At 40.0% G+C, this 24,122-nt stretch carries 21 protein-coding genes; 14 read left to right on the forward strand and 7 right to left on the reverse strand.

What is annotated here, in order from left to right; all coding sequences use genetic code 11:
- Window positions 1–8: 8 nt before the first annotated feature.
- The 4 genes from C9J48_RS12340 to C9J48_RS12355 all read left to right on the forward strand — a co-directional run bounded on the left by C9J48_RS12340 (window position 9) and on the right by C9J48_RS12355 (window position 2,101).
- The gene (locus C9J48_RS12340) at window positions 9–545 is read left to right on the forward strand and encodes a cytochrome b (protein ID WP_006230544.1); all 537 of its coding nucleotides are present in this window, start codon (window positions 9–11) and stop codon (window positions 543–545) included.
- 168 nt (window positions 546–713) lie between these two features.
- Window positions 714–1,043, forward strand: coding sequence for a DMT family transporter (locus tag C9J48_RS12345; protein ID WP_006230543.1), 330 nt, complete (start codon window positions 714–716; stop codon window positions 1,041–1,043).
- A 20-nt stretch (window positions 1,044–1,063) separates the two neighbouring features.
- Window positions 1,064–1,309 carry a hypothetical protein gene (locus C9J48_RS12350; RefSeq protein WP_006230542.1) on the forward strand — a complete coding sequence of 82 codons (246 nt, stop codon included), beginning with the start codon at window positions 1,064–1,066 and terminating at the stop codon, window positions 1,307–1,309.
- Between the two features lie 420 nt (window positions 1,310–1,729).
- Window positions 1,730–2,101: an antibiotic biosynthesis monooxygenase family protein gene (locus C9J48_RS12355; protein ID WP_006230541.1), complete on the forward strand. Its 372-nt coding sequence runs from the start codon at window positions 1,730–1,732 to the stop codon at window positions 2,099–2,101.
- 192 nt (window positions 2,102–2,293) lie between these two features.
- Here C9J48_RS12355 and C9J48_RS12360 read toward each other — a convergent pair whose 3' ends face one another.
- Window positions 2,294–2,662: a hypothetical protein gene (locus tag C9J48_RS12360; protein ID WP_006230540.1), complete on the reverse strand. Its 369-nt coding sequence runs from the start codon at window positions 2,660–2,662 to the stop codon at window positions 2,294–2,296.
- 227 nt (window positions 2,663–2,889) lie between these two features.
- On the opposite strand from C9J48_RS12360, the gene C9J48_RS12365 reads away from it, so the two are divergent.
- On the forward strand, window positions 2,890–3,555 hold the full coding sequence (locus tag C9J48_RS12365; protein ID WP_006230539.1) for an alpha/beta hydrolase: 666 nt from the start codon (window positions 2,890–2,892) through the stop codon (window positions 3,553–3,555).
- Between the two features lie 85 nt (window positions 3,556–3,640).
- Here C9J48_RS12365 and C9J48_RS12370 read toward each other — a convergent pair whose 3' ends face one another.
- Entirely contained in the window at window positions 3,641–5,011 is a 1,371-nt protein-coding gene (locus C9J48_RS12370; RefSeq protein WP_006230538.1) for an L-serine ammonia-lyase, read from the reverse strand.
- Between the two features lie 427 nt (window positions 5,012–5,438).
- On the opposite strand from C9J48_RS12370, the gene C9J48_RS12375 reads away from it, so the two are divergent.
- Entirely contained in the window at window positions 5,439–5,648 is a 210-nt protein-coding gene (locus tag C9J48_RS12375) for a hypothetical protein (protein ID WP_006230537.1), read from the forward strand.
- Between the two features lie 84 nt (window positions 5,649–5,732).
- Here the strand turns inward: C9J48_RS12375 and C9J48_RS12380 are convergent, their stop codons facing one another.
- The 3 genes from C9J48_RS12380 to C9J48_RS12390 are packed head-to-tail and all read right to left on the reverse strand — an operon-like array spanning window position 5,733 to window position 9,141.
- Window positions 5,733–6,683: a PfkB family carbohydrate kinase gene (locus C9J48_RS12380; RefSeq protein WP_006230536.1), complete on the reverse strand. Its 951-nt coding sequence runs from the start codon at window positions 6,681–6,683 to the stop codon at window positions 5,733–5,735.
- 9 nt (window positions 6,684–6,692) lie between these two features.
- Window positions 6,693–8,096: a purine-cytosine permease family protein gene (locus C9J48_RS12385; RefSeq protein WP_006230535.1), complete on the reverse strand. Its 1,404-nt coding sequence runs from the start codon at window positions 8,094–8,096 to the stop codon at window positions 6,693–6,695.
- A gap of 13 nt (window positions 8,097–8,109) precedes the next feature.
- Entirely contained in the window at window positions 8,110–9,141 is a 1,032-nt protein-coding gene (locus tag C9J48_RS12390; RefSeq protein ID WP_006230534.1) for an ADP-ribosylglycohydrolase family protein, read from the reverse strand.
- A gap of 158 nt (window positions 9,142–9,299) precedes the next feature.
- On the opposite strand from C9J48_RS12390, the gene C9J48_RS12395 reads away from it, so the two are divergent.
- Window positions 9,300–10,046: a GntR family transcriptional regulator gene (locus tag C9J48_RS12395; RefSeq protein ID WP_006230533.1), complete on the forward strand. Its 747-nt coding sequence runs from the start codon at window positions 9,300–9,302 to the stop codon at window positions 10,044–10,046.
- 86 nt (window positions 10,047–10,132) lie between these two features.
- Here C9J48_RS12395 and C9J48_RS12400 read toward each other — a convergent pair whose 3' ends face one another.
- Complete coding sequence (locus C9J48_RS12400) at window positions 10,133–11,500, reverse strand: aminotransferase-like domain-containing protein (RefSeq protein ID WP_006230532.1); 1,368 nt, start codon at window positions 11,498–11,500, stop codon at window positions 10,133–10,135.
- A 165-nt stretch (window positions 11,501–11,665) separates the two neighbouring features.
- On the opposite strand from C9J48_RS12400, the gene C9J48_RS12405 reads away from it, so the two are divergent.
- The 3 genes from C9J48_RS12405 to C9J48_RS12415 all read left to right on the forward strand — a co-directional run bounded on the left by C9J48_RS12405 (window position 11,666) and on the right by C9J48_RS12415 (window position 15,731).
- Window positions 11,666–12,274: a LysE family translocator gene (locus C9J48_RS12405; protein WP_006230531.1), complete on the forward strand. Its 609-nt coding sequence runs from the start codon at window positions 11,666–11,668 to the stop codon at window positions 12,272–12,274.
- A 205-nt stretch (window positions 12,275–12,479) separates the two neighbouring features.
- A complete protein-coding gene (locus C9J48_RS12410; protein ID WP_006230530.1) occupies window positions 12,480–13,793 on the forward strand; it encodes an anaerobic C4-dicarboxylate transporter family protein in 1,314 nt (437 codons plus the stop codon).
- Between the two features lie 390 nt (window positions 13,794–14,183).
- A complete protein-coding gene (locus C9J48_RS12415; RefSeq protein WP_006230529.1) occupies window positions 14,184–15,731 on the forward strand; it encodes a long-chain-fatty-acid--CoA ligase in 1,548 nt (515 codons plus the stop codon).
- A 140-nt stretch (window positions 15,732–15,871) separates the two neighbouring features.
- On the opposite strand, the gene nifJ is transcribed toward C9J48_RS12415, so the two are convergent.
- Window positions 15,872–19,321, reverse strand: a complete 3,450-nt coding sequence (gene nifJ, locus C9J48_RS12420) for a pyruvate:ferredoxin (flavodoxin) oxidoreductase (RefSeq protein ID WP_006230528.1) — start codon at window positions 19,319–19,321, stop codon at window positions 15,872–15,874.
- Window positions 19,322–19,423: 102 nt separating this feature from the next.
- Between nifJ and C9J48_RS12425 the strand changes: the two genes are divergently transcribed.
- The 4 genes from C9J48_RS12425 to C9J48_RS12440 all read left to right on the forward strand — a co-directional run bounded on the left by C9J48_RS12425 (window position 19,424) and on the right by C9J48_RS12440 (window position 23,951).
- On the forward strand, window positions 19,424–20,917 hold the full coding sequence (locus C9J48_RS12425) for a sensor histidine kinase (protein ID WP_006230527.1): 1,494 nt from the start codon (window positions 19,424–19,426) through the stop codon (window positions 20,915–20,917).
- Window positions 20,907–21,608 carry a response regulator gene (locus C9J48_RS12430; protein ID WP_006230526.1) on the forward strand — a complete coding sequence of 234 codons (702 nt, stop codon included), beginning with the start codon at window positions 20,907–20,909 and terminating at the stop codon, window positions 21,606–21,608. The genes C9J48_RS12425 and C9J48_RS12430 overlap by 11 nt, the downstream gene beginning before the upstream one ends.
- Window positions 21,609–21,756: 148 nt before the next feature.
- A complete protein-coding gene (locus C9J48_RS12435; protein ID WP_006230525.1) occupies window positions 21,757–23,619 on the forward strand; it encodes a potassium transporter Kup in 1,863 nt (620 codons plus the stop codon).
- Between the two features lie 68 nt (window positions 23,620–23,687).
- Entirely contained in the window at window positions 23,688–23,951 is a 264-nt protein-coding gene (locus tag C9J48_RS12440; RefSeq protein WP_006230524.1) for a hypothetical protein, read from the forward strand.
- The last annotated feature ends 171 nt before the right edge of the window (window positions 23,952–24,122 follow it).

Here is a 24,122-nt window from a genome sequence, read left to right on the forward strand (position 1 = left end):
ATAGTATTATGAGAACCCATTATGATATTTTGACCCGAGTGCTTCACTGGATTATGGCTACAGTCATTATATATGCAATGTGTGCTGGCTATATCATGCACCTCGTCATCGATTCCTCCCCTCATATCTTTAACTTTTTGTCGGTGCTGAATATGTCACTGGCAACAGTAGGATCAGCTCTTTTTATTGTCCGTTTTGTTTGGAGCTTCTTACGTCCGACAATTAGCGGTATTAAAGCTAGCGGTTCACTGCAGAATAAGATTGCTCATGTAGCTCATTCTTTACTGTATTTTTTGATGTTTACTGTGTTTGTGAGTGGCTTTCTGATGCTAAAGACTGGGTATGATCTGTTTTGGTTAATACCGATCGATAATTTGATTAGCGATCCAGAGATCAATGCCTTTTTCTTTACAGTGCACAGAGTTAGTTGTGCAATGTTGGCGCTATTAGTCGTTGTGCATGCATCTGCGGCTTTGCATCATCATTATAAAAAAAAGAACAATGTACTTCATCGAATGGTAGGACCCGCACTAAAGGCGAGATAGCGGGTTGTGAAGCTTGCACCATGAGGTGAATACCATGGTGTAAGCTCCTCATATTAAATTATTACCACTAGGTAAAAGTAATTTGTAATTTACTGTGATTATCATTTGTGAGGAAATAAATATACTGTGCTCTCTTCTTTCAACAGCAGTAAGACAACGAGGCAAAGCATGGGCTGGGTATTTTTATTATTGGGCGTACTTGCAGAAGCAACATCGCATGTAGCATTAAAAGCAACAAATGGTTTTACTAACCCGTTACCTAGCGCCATTGTAATTCTTGGTCACCTGACCGCATTTTTATTTTTAGGCCAAGCAATGAAGAATTTACCCGTTGGTATTGTTCATGCGTCTTGGGCTGGGCTTGCAATAGTATTAGTCACGCTGATGTCGAATATTATTTATAAACAGCATCTAGATGCCAAGGTATGGCTGGGGATGGTCGTGATTGGCATTGGTATTGCCATTATTAATCTCTCTTCAGTTCCTCATACGCATTAAGCTTGATCTTAGGGGGAGTTATGAATCAACAACGAGCAGAAAATCTCTATTTTTATCTCAGGCAGCAGCACGCACCGCAAAAAGATATTAATGCGGTGCTTAAACTGCTAAAGCAAAACTACAGTATCGATTTGGCACAATTAGAAAAACGGTACCGTAAAACGTTAGGTTATTCGCCCAACCGATTTGATATTAATACTTATGGCACCGCCGGTTCACGTACGATGAACCAAACACGGCAGATGCAAAAAAATGAAATGCACTAAAGGTGAAATAACAACTTATCCGCCTGAGGCATTCACCTCACTCACCCTATTATGCTTTCAGAGACCGTTTGAAGTTCGTCATTAACCATTATTTCACCTGTACTGACCATGTGAGTTCTGTCTTTTATCACTATTATTACTTCATTCCAACGAGAGGTAAAATCATGAAAAAAGGTCTATTAGCCGCTTTAGCTACAACGGTTTTAGAATGTACAGCATACACAAGGTAGATTTCAGCGAAGGAAAATACAATGGACCTATCCAACGGCGAGACGTATTTACTCACTAATTGTGGTGAAAGTTTAAGTCTTTCTGCCGTCTTAGAAAACGAGCTTGGTTAGCCAATCACCTTGAGGTGACTATTATAAAGCTAACTCGGTTGAACTTATGACTGCCACTTGAATAGAAGAAGTATTAATTATGCGTTATTTCAAAAGATTATCTTTAGTATTGCTAACAATGATGGCTACACTTTCTACCGCTTATGCATCAGACACAGCTATCATTGAAATTGTCACACTAAAACTGAAAGCGGGTGTTTCATATACTGAGTTTGCTCCAATTGATAAAGCAGTCGAAGACCAACATGTTGCTAAACAGCCTGGGTTCATTTCACGCGAATCGGCCGCTGGGGAGAATGGAGAATGGCTTGTAATTGTACATTGGAAATCTGCAAAGGATGCTGATGCATCAATGGCTTCATTTATGAGTGCCCCTGCATCTCAGAAGTTTGTCGATAATATTGATGGTTCTACTATGGTTATGAAGCGTTATGCTAAGACGTATAAATAACCTCTAAATTAGCGTTTATTGAAATAAGATACCGTAATCGGTTGAGATGGTTTTGTTGCAATAAAGCATAAAACGATGGGTTATTCACCCACCGTTTTGATATTAATACTTATGGTGCTGTAGGCTCACGCACGATAAACCAAACATGGCAAATACAAAAAAACAGTGCACTAAAGGTGAAACAAAACGTGCTTAGCCACCTTTAGCGATCTTTATTAGTGTTTCGATAAAGGTTTTCACTGCTTTAGTATGTTCAAATTCGAATGCAAGACCATAGTGAACTTCAGTTCGACCGGTATTCACTCGTGTTGGAAAGCGTGTCATGTCTGCATTGTGATAATACGAATATTTAGCAGATACCCCATCTAAACCTGATAATTCATTAGCGAAAACTTCAAATGCAGGACGAATAATAAGTTGTGGGTTGTGATTATCGGTACAAAGATAAAATGGCTCTTTTAAGCTAGGTAACATGTACTCTGTTATCTTCTTTACCTTGAAGTTTGTACGGCACTCCAACGTTTTTAACGCCTCTTCCATGTCGCTATGTGCGATAGCCATATTGTGTTCCTCGTGCTGAAATAGCGTTTAAATTACGTATTTGGTATAAGGCTCTAGATTGCACGAATATTGACTTGGAAACTATAGTATTACCTTGAATAAATCCTTTAATTTTTCATAAATTCTTAACTTATACCAAGATGCAGGAGTAATCGAATCCAATTCTGGTCATGTTTCAACATTTCAGTGTATGGTTAGGTATCTGCAAATAAAATGAAAATGGACGAATGACAACTCTTAATTGCGTGGAAGTAGAACCACAAGTAACAGCGACAGCTGCTGTTATCTGGCTTCATGGCTTAGGATCAAATGGTCATGATTTTGAATCAATTTTACCTGAATTAAAACTTCCACAAGATGCACCTGTGCGGTTTATTTTCCCACATTCTCCGTCTATTGCCGTTACGATCAACGGTGGTATGGTGATGCCTGCTTGGTATGATATTTTAGAAATGGGTGCAGGGCGTAAGCTAAATGTTCAGCAGTTGTTAGATTCGGCTAATCAAGTGGTCGAGTTAATTGAGCGTGAACGTGCCCGTGGTATTGCCAGCGATCGTATTGTTATTGCAGGCTTCTCTCAAGGTGGTGCTGTTGCTTACCAAGCGGCACTGAGTTATCCCGATAAGTTGGCAGGCTTATTAGCATTATCAACGTATTTCCCAACCTCAGATTCTATCGAATTTAGTGATGCTAATCGTGAGTTACCGATTGAAGTTATGCACGGTAGCCATGATCCTGTGGTGTTACCATCAATGGGTAAAGATGCTTTAGCTGCATTGAATTCGGCGAATTTTAATCCCAATTGGCGCACTTATCCAATGGAACACAATGTGTGCCTAGAGCAGATACAAGATATAGCTGCCTGGTTTAAACGTACGTTGAATCTAGGCTGAGATATTTTTAAGATATGAAGGTAATACATGAAGGTTGATTAGAAAAAGAAGGGGCATTATGCTCCTTCTTTTTTTTCATGTTTACTTATTCACAAGGCGGAGCAAGGTGGATAACAGCTAGCCCACCCAGTGAGGTTTCACGGTATTTTCTGTTCATGTCTTTACCAGTTTGATACATGGTATCGATCACTTTATCTAGAGAAATACGTGATTTACTGTTTCGCTTTAGTGCCATACGTGAAGCATTTATCGCCTTCATCGCGCCCATTGCATTACGTTCGATACAGGGGATTTGTACAAGTCCACCAATGGGATCGCACGTCATACCTAAAGAGTGTTCCATGGCAATTTCAGCGGCCATGCAAATTTGTTCATTACTTCCGCCTCGTATTGCCGTTAGACCCGCTGCGGCCATTGACGACGATACGCCAACTTCACCTTGGCAGCCTACTTCAGCACCTGAAATAGAGGCATTCATTTTATATAACATACCAATAGCTGCTGATACTGCTAAGAAATCTTTTATTTGTTCTATTTCTAAGGTGTTAATGAATTTGTTGTAGTACATCAATACGGCAGGAATAACACCGGCTGCACCGTTAGTTGGCGAAGTAACAACTTGTCCGCCTGCAGCATTCTCTTCGCTTACTGAAAATGCGAACAAGTTAACCCAATCTAAAATAGTCATAGGATCATTTTCAATATGCTGATTAGATTCTAATTGCTTTAAAAGAGCAGGTGCACGGCGAGTAACGTGTAATCCACCTTCTAGAATACCTTCCTTGTGAAAGCCTCTTTCCATACAGTCAGACATGATATGCCAAATTTTCTTGGCTCTTTCATCAAATTCGTCTTGGCTTCTAAAGGTTATTTCGTTGTCTTGAACTAAGCGACCAATACTTAATCCGTCACGTTCAGCCATAATCAGAATATCGTCAGCAGATTTGAAAGGGTAGGTAACGGTAGTTTCGACAGCCGCCCCTTTATTTTGCATTTCTGCTGCAGTTGCAATGAATCCACCGCCTATCGAGTAATAGGTCTCACTATCTAGCTCATTACCTTCTTTATCGATTGCAGTAATCATCATGCCATTTTCGTGCAGAGGAAGGTTAGTGGTATGAAATACAATATCCTTCTCAACATTAAATGGGACTGTTTTTTGGCTGGCTAAAGGTAACGTATTACTTTTATGTGCATTAAGCATTGTTAGGTTGGCAACTTCAATATCGATAGTGTCGGGTTTATTACCCATTAGACCAAGAAACACGGCACGATCGGTATGGTGCCCTTTTCCCGTTAACGATAAAGAACCGTATAAATCAACCCGTACTGTATGAACGGTTTCTAGTTTTGGTTGAATTTTTTGGCAGAACTCAAATCCCGCGATCATAGGACCATTAGTGTGAGAGCTGGATGGACCAACACCAATTTTATAAATATCAAAAACAGACAACATAATGGTTTTTCCCTATTTTTTATGTCGATATAGAGCTGGTGACACAGCTATATTCATGTACCAATAATACTAAGTATGTGCGTAATATTTTTATTATGCTTATTATCATAACGGAGCAAACAGAGAGGGGTAAGTATAGAGTTATGTTAATGTGATGTTGCGGTATGTTATTTTTAGTATCCCCTAGCAAACACGAGATTATCACGTTGATGTGTGAGTATTTTAGATAATTATTGGGGTTTACTGCAGTTTTAAGGGTGAATGCTAATGTGAACTCTATTGCGTAATGTTTTATTTTTTGCTCATGAGAAATACAGTTTCTTATGATTTATTTTGAGAATATTCTCATTTTTGATTTAAGGTTTTCTATCAACAGTCGCTATGCTTAAGTATTTAATATTAACCATACAATATGAAAGGCATTTAAATGGACAGATATTACGCCCGTTTTTCATCTAACCACCCTTGGCTACACCTGTCATTTTTAGCGATCGTAGCGGCTATTTTTAGCATCAGTTGTTATCAGTTATTGGTTAATGAAGAATTAATATTTGTAGCCGGACTCGTTGTGCCTGTCATGATTCTCCCTCTTTTTGCAATGGCTGCAGATTATAAACGAAAGTATATGCACGACTGAATGATCAGTATGTGATGCGTATACAGGAAGTAGTACGCCAACTACTTCCTGTTTATGTGCGCTGAATAAAGGGTTACTCGAGCTTTAAGTGCTATTCTCTGCTTGGAAACTGTTTAATTCAGCTAATGTTGGTGCACCATCAGAGCCAGGTCGGCTTACTACTACAGCTGCTACCATATTACCGAGTTCAACAGCATCATTGAGCGCCCATCCTGCAGATAATCCAGCGATAACGCCTGCGCAGTGGCTATCACCCGCAGCTATTGTATCGGAAACCTTTACCTTGAAAGCGGGAATAAGCTTTGGTTGGCACCTCGGTTGGCAAATCTTAGCTCCTTCGCTGTCAAAACGACAAATTAGACTAACCTGATGCTTATTGGTAAAGATGACAGCATCATAGATGTTGCTAGGCGTTTGTTGATTTAGCAGCGCCAGTTCATCGCGATTCACTGTTAAAATTGGTTTTTTGGCTAACAGTTTGCTAACGAACTCTGGGTCGATATCCATAAGACGTGGTCCGAAGTCAACAAATAAGGTTTTATCATCGGATAGGTCCAATAACCATTGACGCAACGGTTCACTTTGTTCACTGACGAGTTCGTAGCCTGATACATAAACAATGGCATTATCAGGCGTAGGTATTTGCGCCAGCAGTGATTTATTCCAGTGCTGCTCACAGCCATCCATGGTAATGAAGGTACGTTCTTTACTGGCTTCAACCATTGCGATGCACCAGCCATTGTCATGTGTAGGGTGACGCAGCAATGGAAGAAGGTTATCGTTTAGCATTGCAGCTTCTACGTTTTTCCCCCAGCTGCCATTACCCACAGGTATAGCATTGATAGGTAGGATATCCATCCGACTTAGCGCCCTAGCTACATTGAAAGCACAGCCGCCAATGTGTCGGCCAAGCTCTTCTGCTATTACATCACCACCACTACGTGGCAACTGATCCAATCCGAGCATCACATCACCAAAAGCAGCTCCAATAACAATAACTTGGCGTTGATTCGTGAGGGTCTGAAGGTCGATCATGGCTAGTCCTTAACGTGTTGTTTTTAGAGTGATGCGGTAAAGCACCATGCTAACAATGAATGAAACAAAGAGCCCCAAACTCGAATCAGCAAAAATACCGACAGCAAATGGACCATCGATAAAACCAGTATTTGTCACCATCAAGCCTGAGATAGAACCAGCTATCCAGCAAAGTAACGTTGGTTTAATTGTGCCTGTTTCTCCATACAACTCTTCTTCGCTGTATCCTGCTTGTTGATGCTTAGTGTAGAAATCAGTAATGAATATCGCCGCCCAAGCCGCAAGGAAAACACCGCAGAAAACTAAGAATGAGATAAAGGGACCAAGGAAATCACCCGATACAAATAGAACATAGAGCGCGATACCTAACACAAGCACAGCATCAAGCGCGATTGCCGTACGTTGCTTAAGCTTGATTCCCATACTTAGCAAGTTAAGGCTAGCTGAATACAAACTCAGTACTGCAATTGTTACTATTCCCGCTGTTGCAGCGGCTAGGTAAGGAATAGCCATCCAAGAAGGAAGTAAGCGTCCAATCGCTGAAATTGGATTTTCATTCGATGCTAAATCAGGAATTTGTGCGGTTAATAGAATACCTGTAAACATCAACAAGATCAGGGGTAGTCCAGCTCCACCTACAACCGAGGTGAAAATATCTTTTTTACTTGAAGAAGGGCTTTGATCACGGCTGTAGTCAGCCCCTGCAATTGCCCAACTTATTCCTGTACCCGCGGCAATGATAGAAACTGCAGGTAAGAAACCTGTGATCCAACTTCCTGATGGGAGTGCCATTATTACAGCCCAGTCTGCGGTTGCCATTAGGTATAAAACGACAAAGAGTGTCATTGCACCGAAGGTGCGCGTGATCCACTTTTGCATAAATAGCACGGTATTTTGACCGAGCATACTCACGACAACAGTAAGCCCACCAAAGAGTACCAAAGACAGCGCTGTGATAATGGTGGTTTCTTCAAAACCAAGAGCTGCAAATAAAGCGGCAAGGGTAAGCGTACCAGTGATGATATTCACTGCCTCCCAACCCATTAAGTTGACCCAGCAAAAAGCGGTGGGTGCAATATTTCCTCTTTTACCAAAGCTGGATCGTGACAACGTAAGGGTAGTTGTACGACCAATTTTACCTGCAATACTCGAAATACCCACTAAAGAAAATGAGGCAACACCAACAATAGCAGCCAATACGGATTGGAAAAAAGAGAGACCAAATGACACAATGATCGCGCCGTAAACGACGCCCAGTACACCAATGTTAGCGGCACACCAAACGAAAAATAACTCCGCTGGCTTTTTGGTTTGTTGGCTAGGTGGAACAAGGTCAATACCTAGATCGTCGATACTGGTTTCGGTGTCTGCCACCTGGTTGTAGCTCCCTGATGCGGTGTCTTTACTGTTCATTGCGATATCCTTCCTAGTTGGTATGGGCTATGCGATATGCTGCTAATGCTTGGGCGTATGGGGCAAAGTCGATGTTGTTTGCAGTATTTATTAGCTGGATATGTATGTTTTCAAAGGCGTCTATACCATGAATAGCACCACAAATAGCCGTTGCCATGGCACCGATTGTATCGGTATCACCGCCTAAATTGGCTGCAAGTTCAGCGCATTTCATCGGGTTAGTTTCGGCAAGTTCAACCAAGGCAATAGCCGTTGGAACGGATTCAATAATGTCCATTCCTGAACCTACAAGCTCATAGAGATCGGTCAGGGCTGCAATTTTATCATGCTGGCTTTCCACTACATATAGAGCGTAGCGGATGCGTCGACCCAAAAGTGGACTGAATGTGGACTCGTTCTGGCGTTGAATATCATTGGCTAACGGTATGATTTCATCTTTAATTTTTTGCCAGCTAATACCTTCTATTGCTCGGCTGATTGCCCATGCAATAACACTGGCACCAGCAATGGCAATATCAGATTTATGAGTCGGAAGGCACGATAATCGTACTCCTTCTGCAAAGTCTTCTTTATTGTTCGTGGCCAATAAACAGCCAACAGGTGCAATGCGCATTGCTGAGCCGTTTGTGACGCCATTGGCTTCAATTTTTTCAAAGGGGATGCCCTGCGTTATTGAATTCAACGCTGACTTTGAGGTAGGGCCGAGGATGTTTTTCTCGAATGCATTAATACGGTGTGCCCAGGCAATTAGATGCTTGGCGACTAATGCTGGCTGGATTTGACCGTCAGCTTCGATAATCGCATCCATCAAGGCGACACATTGGCTGGTATCATCTGTAAATTCTCCAGCCTTGAATTCGTTAGCGGCAATATTTTCTTCTGGACCTGGTAAGAAGTCATCAATCCAGCCGAAATAGCTGGTGACTTTGCTTTTCGTCCATAGTTCAGAAGGCATGCCCATAGCGTCACCAATGGCTTGTCCATATAGGCTGCCCAATATTTTCTTTTCCAGCAGGTTTTGGTGAAGCTTGTCGGTGAGGGGCATGGGTATATCTCCAGATTATAAATTGTTATCTAGAATTATGATAAGTCCAGATTGAGTCCAGTTATACTCCTTTATAATACCAGTGTGATTTGGCGCCCACTCTTTGTTATTATTGGGTAGGTTCTTTGAAATATCTCACAACATATATGGCGGTAAGGGTGGAACAGCAATTAATAGCTTTGGTGAATGAACAGTTGGATCCTCAATCATCTACCCCGTTATACCTGCAACTTAAGCAGGGTATAGAAATAGCGATATCTGAAAAGTTGTTGGTTCATGGCAGCGTATTGCCTTCAGAACGGAAGTTGGCTATCGGGCTAGGTGTGTCGCGGGTAACGGTGGTAAAGGCTCTGGCGGAATTACTAGAGCAAGGTTTAGTGGTGAAAAAGCATGGAAAAGGCACGATGGTTAGTTTGCCAATTCACTATAACTTATCGGGTGGTGGTTTTTCGTCTCAGTTACAATTACAAGGGGTGGCTGCGAACCGTTGGTTGGTGCGTGAGTTAATCGTTTGTAGTTCCGAATTAAGTACTCCTCTTGAACTGAAAGCTGACGACACGATTGCTAAAATTAAACGCGTTCGCCTTGCCGATAACGTACCTGTATCGATTGAGACGATGTTTATTCCTGAACGTTACCTTCCTCGTCCTGAACTACTTGAGGGATCGCTGTACTCATATTGGCGAAGCCGAGATATTGAACCGCATACCCAAGAATATTCTCTGAGTATTTATGAGCCGACAGAGGAAGAAGCAAAGATGCTAGAAATCTTCCATGGTTTTCCTTTGATGAAAATCACTTTAAGAAGCTTTGATAAGTTAGGTCATGTACTGGAATATGGTTCAGCAATTTGCCGTAGTGATTTCTATCAATTTGATTTTAAGGTGCAGGTCGGCGCAAAGTAGCGGTATTGTAGACTTGGAATACTAAAAGATGAAAAGCTAGTCAGAAATAAACTGATTGGCTTTTTTCATGGCTCCACCGATTGCACTTAGCGTTGTTTTGCCACAGCGATTTGTTCTTTAATGATTGCCAAGCCTGTTTTGAGTTGGCTACGGCTAGCAGGACCGGTGAGTGATATACGTATTGCCGCTGGTACAGGGTATCGACCTACTGCAAACATTTCTGCTTCGCGAACATGAATCCCTTTATTGCGTAGTTGCTTGCTAAAGCCATAACCTGTTAATGGCTCAGGTAAGGTGATCCAACAGTTAAACCCGGGAATAACTGCATTATTCTGTGATGGGAAGTACTGATTGAATAGCCGATGTCGTGCACTTAGCTCAAGTGCGATTTCTTTATCAACGGCTTCCATTGCCCCATTGGTTAGCCAGCGACAAACGAGATCGATCATTAATGGGCTAATGTGCATGCAATTGGCACGTAATGTTCGCTGTAAGGTATCTTTTAGCGTTAGCGGCATGATGAGATAACCGACCCGTAACCCTCCGGCAAAATATTTAGAAAAACTACCAACATAAATAGTGATGTCGGGGGCTATTGCAACCAACGGTGTTTTACGATGGCTGGGTGGGCAATACAACACATCATCCTCAATGATTAAAACGTTATACCGACGACAAATTTCGATGATCTTTAGACGACGACTGTCGTTAATTTGTGTGCCCGTTGGGTTTTGAATTGCGGGGGTTAAATAGAGTAGCCGTGGTTTGTGGCGTTTGCAGTGTAGCTCTAAATCTTCAGGAACAATGCCCGCCTCATCCAATTGTACTGGCACTAATTTACGTTCTGCCTGCTGGCAGGCATTGATGAATTCTGCGTAACATAATCCTTCAACGAGAATGGTTTCTTTAGGGCGAGAAAGTGACTGTAAAATAATGGCTAAGCTATGCTGACCACCGTATGTCCAAATTAGTCGGCGATTATCAATATCAACGTTCAGGCGATTGCTTAGCCACTGTTGCAAAGTTCTATTATGCCCGTGTAATCCTTCGGCACTGTAATAATCGAGTACGGCTTTTTGTGCTGTGGGCTCATGAGATAAGTCTTGCAGAATAGTCGATAAGTGCTGTTGTTGGCTTAGCAACAGTGGACGACAAATGGCGAGATCAATGCCTTCTTGAGACGTTACAGGGTGATAAAAGGTTTGTTGCTCAGATTGCCTATCTTTTACATAGGTACCACTACCCACTTTTGGCTCAATCAATCCTCTTAGTTCTAATTCCTGATAAGCGCGGGTAACCGTACCGACTGTTACTCCAAGGCGATATGACAATATACGCTGCGGTGGCAATTTCATGTTTATTGCTAATTCATTGCTTTCAATGGCTTCAGTTAACGCATCAGCCAATGCCATAAATTTAGGGCCTGTACGGTTAGAGATATCAGGAATGAACATTGTCACCTTCGGTAGGGGTACATTTAAATACTGAATATAGGATAGATAAGGCTTAATAAGAAAGAAATAGAAGAATTGTTATGGTGACGCATGAACAATAGGTGAATGCCATAATATTTCGTTACGCTCGTTATATAAAAATGGCGAAGTGTGAAGGAATGAAATATGAGTACAGTATGGGATTTATTGCCTGCGATGAGTGTGTTTGCTTTCGTTACAGCGATGACACCGGGGCCCAATAACTTTCTATTGGCAAGCTCTGGTGCTCAATTTGGTATACGTCAGTCGCTGCGTCATCTGGTTGGGATCCGCATTGGTGTTATTGGTCTAGTACTATTATGCGCGGGTGGAGGGGCATTTGCCCTTAAACAGTATCCGGAACTTTACCGTGTATTACAGTTTTTAGGGTTAGGTTACATGCTCTGGTTGGTGGTGAAATTGATGTGCTTTAGTACGAAAGGTAAAAGTGGAAGTACGGGAAAGCCGTTATCAATGAAACAGGCAATGTTATTCCAGTTAGGCAATATTAAAGCGTGGATGGGATCATTGGCACTAGTAACCAGTTATAGTTTGCCAAGCCATTATTGGTTATCTGTATTCAATATTGTCGTGGTGTTCACTGTATTTGGCTTGTTTGCAAATACTTGCTGGGCGGGAGTCGGGCGCTGGATTAATCAATATTTAAATACTTCTTTGAAGCAGCGTGCTTTTAATGTCAGCTTAGGCTGCATGACTTTATTGTCATTACTGCCTGCGATCACGGAAATGATCTAGTTGTAATTAAATTGTCGAATTTATTTACAGGGTGTATGTGCTTTAATCACCGATTGGTAACAGTTAAATAATAATTGCAAAATTAACCACTTGAAAAGTATAGTTTATTTTTATTTGTGTGATGAATGGCTGATAATTACGTTTATGAACTCAATATCATGTGCAACTTGAATTTATTTTAAACGTAGTCATCAGGGAGATTGATGTGTTTGTTGTTGAATTTTTAATTGTACTGGTTTGTATCTTAATTGGTGCACGGATTGGTGGTATCGGGTTAGGTGTCATGGGCGGTGTGGGTTTAGCCATACTGAGTTTTGTATTTGGTATGCAACCAACCAGCCCACCAATCGATGTAATGTTGATGATCATGGCGGTTGTGGCTGCTGCGGCTTCAATGCAAGCGGCGGGTGGTTTGGATTTTTTGATCAAAATTGCCTCTAATATTCTGCGTAAAAACCCTCGTCACATCACTTTTATTGCGCCGATTGTTACTTACTTCTTCACTATGATGGCAGGTACTGGTCACGTAGCTTATTCAGTATTACCTGTTATCGCGGAAGTGAGCCGTCGTAGTGGTATTCGTCCTGAGCGTCCTATGGGTATGGCGGTTATTGCCTCACAATTTGCTATTGTTGCTAGCCCGATTGCGGCTGCTGTGGTGGCACTTGTCGCATTCTTAGAGCCGCAAGGTATTACGCTAGCTGATGTATTATTGGTGACTATTCCATCAACGATGCTGGGCTTAGCGTCAGCGTGTGTGATCGTGAATAAATTGGGTAAAGAACTGAAAGACGATCCAGAATACCAACGTCGCTTACAAGATCCTGTATACCGTAAAGAAATGGAAAAAGAGGTAAAGGTTGAGGATTTAGTGATTCAACCAGAAGCGAAAAAAGCGGTATCGTTGTTCTTGTTTGGCTCATTGATTGTGGTGCTGATGGGTGCGCTTCCATCTTTACGTCCTAGCTTTGATGGCCACCCAATGGGAATGGCGCACACGATTGAAATCGTAATGCTGTCGATTGCGGCTTTGATCATTCTAATCTGTAAACCAGATGGCTATGCGATTACTCAAGGCTCGGTGTTCCATGCCGGTATGCGCGCGATTGTAGCGATTTTTGGTATCGCATGGTTGGGTGATACCTTTATTGCTGGGCATGGTGATATGGTGAAAGATGCTGTATCAGGCCTAGTAGAAGTAGCACCGTGGACATTTGCGTTTGCGTTGTTTGGCTTATCAGTAATGGTGAACAGCCAAGGCGCAACAACAGCTGTATTAGTACCTGTGGCAATTACTTTGGGTCTACCACCGACAGTAATCATTGCAACTTTCGTTGCCGTGAACGGGTATTTCTTCATTCCAAACTATGGTCCAATTATCGCGTCGATTGATTTCGACCGTACTGGTACCACCAGAATTGGTAAGTATATTTTCAACCATAGCTTTATGATGCCGGGCTTACTAAGCATGGTGTTCAGTATCATCTTTGGACTGATTTTTGCGGGTATCGTATTGTAATTTATTAGCCGCTTATCAGAGCAAGTCACCTAGGTGATTTGTTACTAATATGTAGGAAGAGCCAGTGCAGTAATGCGCTGGCTTTTTTGTGTCTGATTGCTGGGTAGTGTTTTGGTTGTGCTATTTTTAGGCTCAAGAGGTAAGTGACGTATTAATGAAAGCGTGATCACAAATCGTTAACAATTTGGCGGAAGTACGTTGACTAAGTGAAGGGTGCTGGTTAGTAATTAGACTGCATATTAAATTTCAAACGCGTGTTTATTTTAAGTGATGTTGTTTTGGACTCACTATATTTGCGTTTGTACTGACTATGTTTGTTTTTGTACTGACGAATAAATGCATGGATCGATTTAAAACGCTCTACTCAATATGACCTAAAGGGACTTAACAATGATGAATCTTGCTGCTGCATTACAGAGAAACGCGAGTTGTAAACCAGACAAAGTAGCCTTAATTTGCGGTGATACCCAGATGACTTACGCGCAGTTTGATGCGATGGCTGGCAAGATTGCAAGTGGGTTAATCGATAATGGAATTCAACCTGGTGATCGTGTTGCGTTGAGCTGCCCTAATTTACCCTTCTTCCCTTTGGTGTATTACGGCATTCAAAAAGCAGGTGCAGTCGTCGTGCCGCTAAATGTGTTGTTGCGTGAACGAGAGATCAAATATCACCTTGAAGATTCAGATGCGAAGTTCTTTTTTTGTTTTGAAGGCAATAGCGCATTACCCATGGCAAAAGAAGGAATTGCTGCATTTAATCAAGTAGATCATTGTGAAAAGATGATTGTGATGACAGCAGATCAAGGTCAACTCAGTTTCGATGGGCAACCTACATTAACCGCATTTTTGCAGGAATGTGTAGCGCTGGAAGATTACGTTATTCGTCAAGCAGATGATACAGCCGTTATTTTGTATACCTCTGGTACCACTGGCTTACCAAAAGGGGCTGAACTCACCCAGAGTAATATGATGTCGAATGCGTTTATTGCCGAGAACTTAATGGCAGGCAATGGCGGTGATGTGCATTTGGTAACGCTGCCATTATTCCACTCCTTTGGGCAGACCGTTCATATGAATGCGGGGATCCTGATTGGTGCAACCTTAGTGATGGTGCCGAGGTTTGAGGCTGCTGATGTCTTACAGCTAATTGAAAAACATAATGTGTCGATTTTTGCTGGTGTACCCACTATGTATATTGGTTTGAACCATTGCCAGAGTGATAGTGATGTATCGTCGTTACGATTAGCGATTAGTGGGGGCGCATCATTACCGACAGAAGTGATTCATACCTTCGAGAGTAAGTTTGATGTGCCGATTTTAGAAGGGTATGGACTGTCTGAAACCAGCCCAATCGCGTGTTTTAATCACCTCGATGCAGAGCGTATTCCTGGCTCGGTTGGGCAACCTGTTCAAGGTGTTGAAATCCAGTTAATGGATCTACAAGGCAATAAGGCAAAGCAAGGGGATACAGGCGAAGTCGTTATTCGTGGTCACAATGTAATGAAAGGCTATTTGAATAGACCTGATGCAACTGAAGCATCCATTGTTAATGGCTGGTTTTATACCGGTGACATCGGCAAGTTCGATGAAGAAGGTAACCTTTTTATTGTCGATCGTGTTAAAGATTTAATTATTCGTGGGGGCTTTAATGTGTATCCTCGAGAAATTGAAGAAGTCTTTATGACACACCCTGATGTTGCTATGGTGGCTGTTATTGGTATTCCCAGTGAAGAATATGGCGAAGAAATTAAAGCCTATGTAGTACTAAAAGAAGGTTCGGTCATTGAAGCCGACGCCTTGCACGAGTGGGGGAAAGTACAGTTTGCCGCCTTTAAGTACCCGCGTAGTGTTGAAATTCGTCAGCAGTTGCCGATGAGTGCCACAGGTAAAATCTTGAAGAAAGATCTGAAAGCCGAAATGACACCGGCTACTGCGTAATACTTTTAGCGGGTAGGTATAGTTTTTTCAATGATGGTTGTGTTTGTAAGCATAAGTTAAATAGCCAACCTGTATAATAGGTTGGCTATGAGGGATTGTTGAGTATTTTCAATAAAGCCAGAGAAAATTGATAGTCTTAATTAGGTTATATTTTTATTTTGTTTAAACATAAAATAGCGTTGTTCATTCTCAACCAGTTTTACTTTTTCTGGACTATTTGTAGCTGCACTTTCTTGAGTGGTTTCTGGTTTAATAGTAAATATTGGCCATAGCCCTGTTTTTTCGACTAATTTTGTGTGTTTAATACTATGTTTAAGGTCGTATCCGTGCTCAATACAAGGAGAATATGCAACAACTAACGATGGTCCATTATAGTCTGCGGCTTCTTTTAGTGCTTTTATTGTTTGATTCATGTTGGCGCCAAGAGCAATTTGTGCAACAAAAATATTTTTGTGATTTGTGTACTGGGTTGAGAGTTGCTTTGCGGGTAATAGGTTTGGTTGCGAGCATAATTTCGCGGTTGCCCCTAATGGTGTTGCTTTGGATTTTTGCCCTCCGGTATTTGCATAGCACTGCGTATCAAGCACGAGTACATTTACGTTTTTACCTGAACGCAAGACATGGTCTAACCCTCCGTATCCGATATCATAAGCCCAACCATCGCCGCCTACTATCCATACCGTTTTCTCTACTAATGTATCAATAACATCGAGAAGTTCTTGGTGGCTATTTTGCTCATCATGATGATCTATCCACGTTTTGATTTGTTCTATAGCTTCACGTTGTTGTGCTATAGAGACCTTATTGCCAGTTGGGGCGAACTGATTAATGGCCATTTGTACCTGAGAAGGTAGATGAACAGACAGTCGTTCTGATTTGGTAAGTAACCTTGTTGCCTTATCCTTTTGTATATCAATAGAGAGCTTAAAACCTAGCCCGAATTCAGCATTATCCTCGAACAAAGAGTTGGCCCATGCAGGTCCTTTTCCTTGATCGTTTGTAGCATAAGGGGTTGTAGGAAGGTTACCGCCAAAGATGGAAGAGCATCCGGTGGCGTTAGCAATTAATAGTCGGTCTCCATAAAGTTGTGTGAGTACTTTGATGTAGGCTGTTTCACCGCATCCAGAACAAGCACTTGGGTATTCAAAGAGCGGTTCTACGGTCTGTAATGATTTAACATCAATTCGACTTTGCTGATAGATACTCTCACAAGGCAGAGTATTAAATACTTCAAACCTGCCTTTTTCATCATCGTAAGTCAGACTTTTATCGACCATCATCAATGATTTAACATTTTTATCTGCTCGGTCTTTAGCTGGACAAACCTTGCTGCAAAGTTCACAGCCAGTACAGTCATCAGGTGATACTTGTAAGGAATAATATTTGCCTTTTTTATCTCGTGATTTTGCAGCAACAATTTTTAAGCCGTTTTCTATTTTTTGGGGGTCACATTCATCAATGGTTTTAGCTCTTATCGCAGCATGAGGGCATACGATGACGCATAGGCCGCACTGAGTACAAAGATCTTCTCGCCAGAACGGTAATGATTCGGCAATATTTCTTTTCTCATATTTAGCAGTATTTGTTGGCCAGACTCCATCGGGAGGAAAGATTGAAACAGGTAGATTATTTCCTTCTCCCGCCAGTATTTTTGCATTGATGTTATTAAAGGAATCGGGTGCATTAGGCATTGAGGTTGTTGTTCGACTTTTTATACCAATGGGCATACCGAGAAAGTCATTTTTAATTAAGGCTGAAGAGGTTTCATTAATAGCCGAAATATTTCTTTTTATTACATCCTCCCCTTTATTACTGAACCGTTTTCTTATTGTAAGTATTAACGTTTTAGTTGCTTGGTCATGGTTAATATTATTAATTAATGAAAATAAGGCAGTCTGCATAACGGTATTTACCTTAAGACCTAAGTTATATTTTTTTGCGATATTAGATGCATCAATAGAGTAAACAGTTATTTTATTTTGTATAATCGTTTTTTGTAATGTTTCTGGCAGATAATGCCATAATGTATTCTGCGTAAATGCAGTATTTATTATTAACTTACCATGGATTGTAAGTTGATTATCGATGTTAATCGATTGAGCAAACTCTAATCGCGAGAGAGATATGATCTCTGCGCTATCAATTAAGTATGTTGAATGAATAGGGGATGTGTCTAGCCTTAGGTGTGATGCAGTTATGCCGCCTGCTTTCTTCGAGTCATATTCAAAGTTACCTTTGACGTGTATATCTCTTTGGTGACCGATAATCTTTAAGGTACTTTTAGCAGCACTCACTGTTCCGTCACTACCAAACCCATACATTAGGATATTGGTCCGACCTTTATATGTAATGTCGAAAGGGGGATAACATAAGCTCTGATGAGTAACATCATCATTAATACCTACAGAAAAGCGTCTTTTTTGATGTTTTTTTTCTTTGCTTAGTTCATCAAATATACCTTTCACATGCGATGGTGTAAATTCTTTCGATGCCAAACCATAGCGGGCCGCTATCACATTAGGCATGACTTTTTTCTTACCTAATGCGAATGATTCATATAATGCAGCAATAACATCTAAATAAAGAGGCTCACCTTGAGAGCCAGGCTCTTTGGTTCGGTCTAGCACTGCAATATTTTTTACCGAAGACGGAATCTCATTTAATAGAAATTCAGAAGGAAACGGTCTGAATAACCTAATGATGACGACGCCGACTTTTTTATTTTGAGAAAGTAATCTATCAATCGTTTCTTTGATTGTGCCAATTGCAGATCCCATTGCAATAATAACGTCTTGAGCAGAAAAGTGACCGTAGTATTCAACAAGTTTATAGCTTCTTCCTGTCTGGCTAGCAAATGCACTCATGGTATCTTGTAGAATTGAAGGGCAATCAAGATAAAACGGATTAGAAGCTTCTCTTGCTTGAAAGAAGGTATCTGGGTTTGAGCTTGTTCCCCTAATTGATGGGCGATCCGGTGATAATGCTCTTGAACGGTGTGATGACAGTGCACCTTTAGGATACATCGCCATCATTTCAGCATCTAGAAGCGGATCAATAGATGTGATTTCGTGTGAGGTCTTGAAACCATCAAAAAAATGAATAAAAGGAAGGCGTGTCTTTAATGATGTAACTGTTGAGATAAAAGCAAAATCTTGAGCCTCTTGTACGTTTGAAGCGCAAAGCATCGCACAACCTGTTTGTCTAACTGCCATAACATCAGAGTGATCGGCAAAAATAGACAGTGAATGTGTCGCGACTGAACGGGCTGCAACATGCAAAACGAACGGAGTTAGCTCGCCAGCCAATTTATAGAGCGATGGGATCATCAACAATAAACCTTGTGATGAAGTAAAGGATGTTGCTAAGGCGCCAGTCATTAGGCCGCCATGAACAGTAGCAATAGCACCTGATTCTGATTGCATTTCTATAACGTTTGGAATGTCGCCAAAAAGATTTTTTTTCTTCTTAGATGACCATGTTTCACATTCTTCAGCCATTGGAGAGCTGGGAGTAATAGGATATATAGCGATCAGTTCGTTAAGCTTATAAGCGACATTTGCAACAGCACTATTTGCATCGATGATTTTCATAAATTTAACCTTAAAATTCTGGCAACAACAGTCATAAATTAATTTGATAAGAAATTAAGTTAGGTATAAGTTGTATGTCGCCTTCTTTAATGAACTATTACCATGAAACAAAAAAAAGAAATAAATATAAGAACAGGTGACAATATTAAAAAAAACCTGTTGATTACTATGGTATTCATTTCGATTTATTTCGTAGTAATATATATAGGTGTTAAATTTAAGTCGGTGATGGTTGAATCTGATGTTGCCATGTTGTTTTTGTTGTTGAATATATGTACGGTTTACATTTTTTCAGCTGTGACAACGTCGATTATCACTTTACTTAGTATTATGGCTTTTCATTATTTCATTATCCCTGAATATAACTCGTTTATGTTAACAGAGACAAAGCATATAATTACTTTTGCTGTCATGGTATTTAGTGGGGTGTTCGCTATAAAAATAACACAGTCGCAAAAAAAAGAAATACAAAAAACAACATTTCTAAAAAAAATGCATGAAGCTAATTATCAACTGGCTGTCCGTTTAGCCTCATGCAATGATAGTCAAAGTATTGCGCAGGCATCCCTTAACTTTTTAGATAAAAATAACCAGTTGCATGGCCAGATATGGCTGATAAGAGAGACAATACAGTTAGTTTCTAGTCATAAGTCATTACGTGATAAAGACTATCGCCCCATTGTTTTAAAACATAAAAAATCAAAAGCCAATAAGATAGATGTATCTGCCTCGATGACGCTCTTCCCCTTAATCGATGGTGACAATACATTTGGATTTTTGTTGCTGAAGAACAAAGGTGGAGAGCCGATTATATCGATTATACTTCCCTTGCTGACATTATCTTTAGCAAGGGCAGAGGTGAATGTTAACTTGGTAAGGGCTAAGCGATTAAATGATTTAGAAGGAATGCGCAATACACTCTTAGCCTCAGTCTCCCATGATTTAAAGACACCGCTCGGTAGTATTATAGGTTCATCGACGACACTTACAGATAAGACTATTTCTTTGCCACAAGCCGTTCAACAAGAACTGCTAGAGTCGATAGCCAATGAAGGCTACAGTTTAAACCGAAGTCTTTCAAAGTTACTTGATATCACAAGATATACCTCAGATAAACTGATACCAAAAACGGACTGGTTTGATCCTGAAGAAATTATAGGAAGTGCATTAAAACGTGTGGAAATTATAATTAATAAACACTCCTTTCGCATAGATATCCCTCCTATGCTGATTGAGGTTGATAGTGCCTTATTGGAACATGTTTTTGCAAACCTTGTTGAGAATGCAGCTAAGTATAGTGATGTAGGTACGCAAATTGATATAGATGCAAACTATGATAAAGGCATGTTTACATTAACAATAAAGGATAGAGGTATTGGTATACCGGATGAATCAATACCCTATATATTTGGTCGCTTTTATCGGGTTGGTAACTCAACAAAAAAAGGCACGGGGTTGGGGCTGGCGATCTGTAAGGTTATCGTCTCTGCTCATTTTGGTGATATTACAGTGGCCCACAGAGAAGGTGGAGGAACGGTTTTTACCGTCCAAATTCCATGTGGAAAATTAGAGGTTGGTGATTTATATGAGCAATAACGAACAGTTCAAAATACTGATAATTGAAGATGAAAAACCTATTCAGCGGTTTTTAAGTATTCTTACATCAGGACATGGCTATGATGTTAAATCAGCCGACAATGGAAAAGATGGTTTATGGCATGTTGTTAATTGGAAACCCAATCTGATTTTGTTAGATCTTGGTTTACCTGATACTGATGGTCTTGATTTTACACGACAATTACGTACGTGGACTGAAACACCAATTATTGTTATTTCTGCTCGGGATAAGGAATCTGAAAAGGTACAGGCGCTTGATGTTGGAGCAAATGACTATCTCACCAAACCATTTGGAAGTGAAGAGTTACTAGCGCGTATTCGTGTTGCTTTAAGGTGGGTAACAAGTTCTGAGCAACAAGACATCACAGAGTATAGGTTTGGCAATATTACGATTGATTTAGTCATGCAGCAAATAACGCGTGATGACGAATTACTTCATGTCACTCCAACAGAGTATAAAATTGTTACTCTGTTAGCTAAAAATATGGGAAAGGTTTTAACGCATAAACAGATACTTAAAGATGTATGGGGAGATAATTATAGTGAACATTCTCATTATGTCAGAGTGCATGTTGCACAGTTAAGACATAAAATTGAGGCTGTGCCAGCCCAACCTAAGTACCTTATTACGGAAACCGGAGTAGGTTATCGATTATTATCTGACCACTAATGTAGGGATCTTTATATCATCTTTATACAAAGCTCCCTAATCTTTACACTATTTTGAAATACATCCCTTTAATATAAACCCGTTAAAAGTCAGTGATAGGTTGTTCATCAGGCATAGTTTTAGTGGGGCTTTGCTAACGGGATCATTTATGAAGAATAAAAAAAAGTCATTATTTGGGATGTCATTACTTTCAGTTGGCGTTGTATACGGCGATATTGGTACAAGTCCTCTATATGCTTTCAAGGCTGCTTTTCATGGTCAACATAGCCTTGTAGTCAATCAGGCCAATGTGTTAGGTGTGCTCTCGTTAATCTTTTGGATGTTTGTTCTTGTTGTTTCTACTAAGTATTTATTATTAGTTACAAGGGTAAACAACAATGGCGAAGGTGGTATTCTTACTCTTTCATCATTAGCGATGCAGCAAACTCATGGCATGATGAAGAAATGTATTCTTACCCTCGGTATGTTAGCAACAGGGTTCTTTTTTGGGGAGGCTATCATAACACCTGCGATGTCTGTGCTATCAGCTGTCGAAGGCGTTGAAGTGGTAACTAAAAAATTATCGCCGTATATCATGCCGATAGCACTTACAATGATATTATTGCTATTTGCTATTCAGTCTTATGGTACTGAAAAAATAGGTAAACTATTTTCACCTATTATGGTTCTTTGGTTTTTAACCATCGCATTATTGGGTGTTAGAAGTATTGCTGATAACCCGATTGTATTTAATGCCGTAAATCCAAAGTTTGCCGTGGAGTTTATTTTTAATCATAAGCTATTCACGATCTATACATTATCAGTAGTGGTACTAGCTGTTACAGGAGTTGAAGCTCTATATGCAGATATGGGGCACTTTGGTATTGAACCAATAAAAATGGCTTGGTTTACTCTTATTATGCCAAGCCTGGTTTTAAATTATTATGGTCAAGGGGCATTGATTTTAACTGACTCAAGTAATATTTCGAATCCGTTTTTTTTATTGGCTCCAAAATCTCTAATGTTACCTCTAGTAATATTATCAACGGTCGCAACAGTTATTGCATCCCAGGCCGTTATATCCAGTATGTTTTCTATAACGAGACAAGCAATAAATTATGGTTACTTACCACCGGTTCGTGTTCTTCACACATCTCATAATGAAATAGGTCAAATTTATGTCCCAATAGCTAATTTCTTTCTATTTATTTCAGTTGTTATTGTCATACTTATTTTTCAACACTCTAATAATCTTGCTGCTGCTTATGGGATAGCGGTTACACTGACAATGATGGTTACATCGATACTATTCTCATTGGTTGCGATGAATAAATGGAAATGGTCTCAGCCTATTGTTGTACAGGTTATGATTTTAATGTTATGTATTGATCTTCCTTTATTTTTGTCTACCACGTTAAAAATTGAAAATGGTGGCTGGTTACCTATAGTAATAGGGTTATGTGTTTTTTCATTAATGTGGTTATGGAAAGATGAAAAAAGCAAACTTGTAAGTAAAGCTAAAATGAGCCATTCAGCCGAGGCGGTTGCTTATTCTCTTGAAAGAAAGTTCACTTCAAGAGTGAAGGGGACTGCGGTCTATCTATCGCGAGAGGAGGGGTATGTTCCTCAGTCTCTTCTTAATAATATACAACATAATAAAGTGCTTCATGAAAGAGTGGTATTTCTCACGTGTATCTATGATGAAAAACCAAGAATCCATCCAATGAAGAGAGTCAAAGTAAAACAAATTTCACCTACATTTTGGTCGGTAACCGCTTATTATGGCTATAAAGAAGAACCAGACATTGAAAGTGCATTATATTCATGTTATTTGAGTAAGTTATATTTTCATTTGGATGAGACTGTTTTCTTTGTTTCATCAGAAAGAATTAAAATAAAAGAAATCAATGTACTTCATGATGCAAAGGCGAGAATGTTTGTGTTCTTAAGTAAAAATGCGTTAAGAACATCTGAAAAGCTTAAAATACCTAAGGATCATCTTGTTGAACTTGGTGTTCAATTGGAAATATAGTTCGTGTTTTATTTCTTATTTCTTATTTCTTGCTGCTTGATACTTATTGTGTATACCTTGGAGGTGTTATGAGTGTATTTATTAGTTATTCTCCTGCTTTATTGTCGATTTTATTTTTATTTTTCACCTTGAAATTTAATGGGCAAGATAAAAGTGTTTTAATTTGTTTTTTTATAATGATATCTCAGCTACTTGCTGCGTCACTGTGTGTAAGAACAATTTTTATAGGTGTGATGAATTTCGATATGAACTTGATGATTCCCCTTGATCTATTTATTTCATTATTGATTGTCTCTGCAATGGTTCGAGATTATGTTCAAAATAAAAGTTGAGTTAATAAAATAACTTCCTCTATCAATGAGAAATTTCATTTAAGGTTATATATCACGTTTTTATCGGAATTATGCCATAAATTTCTTGGCCTCTCACAGCTCGTACGAATAATCATTTTCAAGTGCTCAGCCGAGCATTTTCTCGCTAACCTGGTATGTAACGGAGATATC

This window comes from Photobacterium profundum (assembly GCF_003026285.1).
Lineage (GTDB): Bacteria > Pseudomonadota > Gammaproteobacteria > Enterobacterales > Vibrionaceae > Photobacterium > Photobacterium profundum.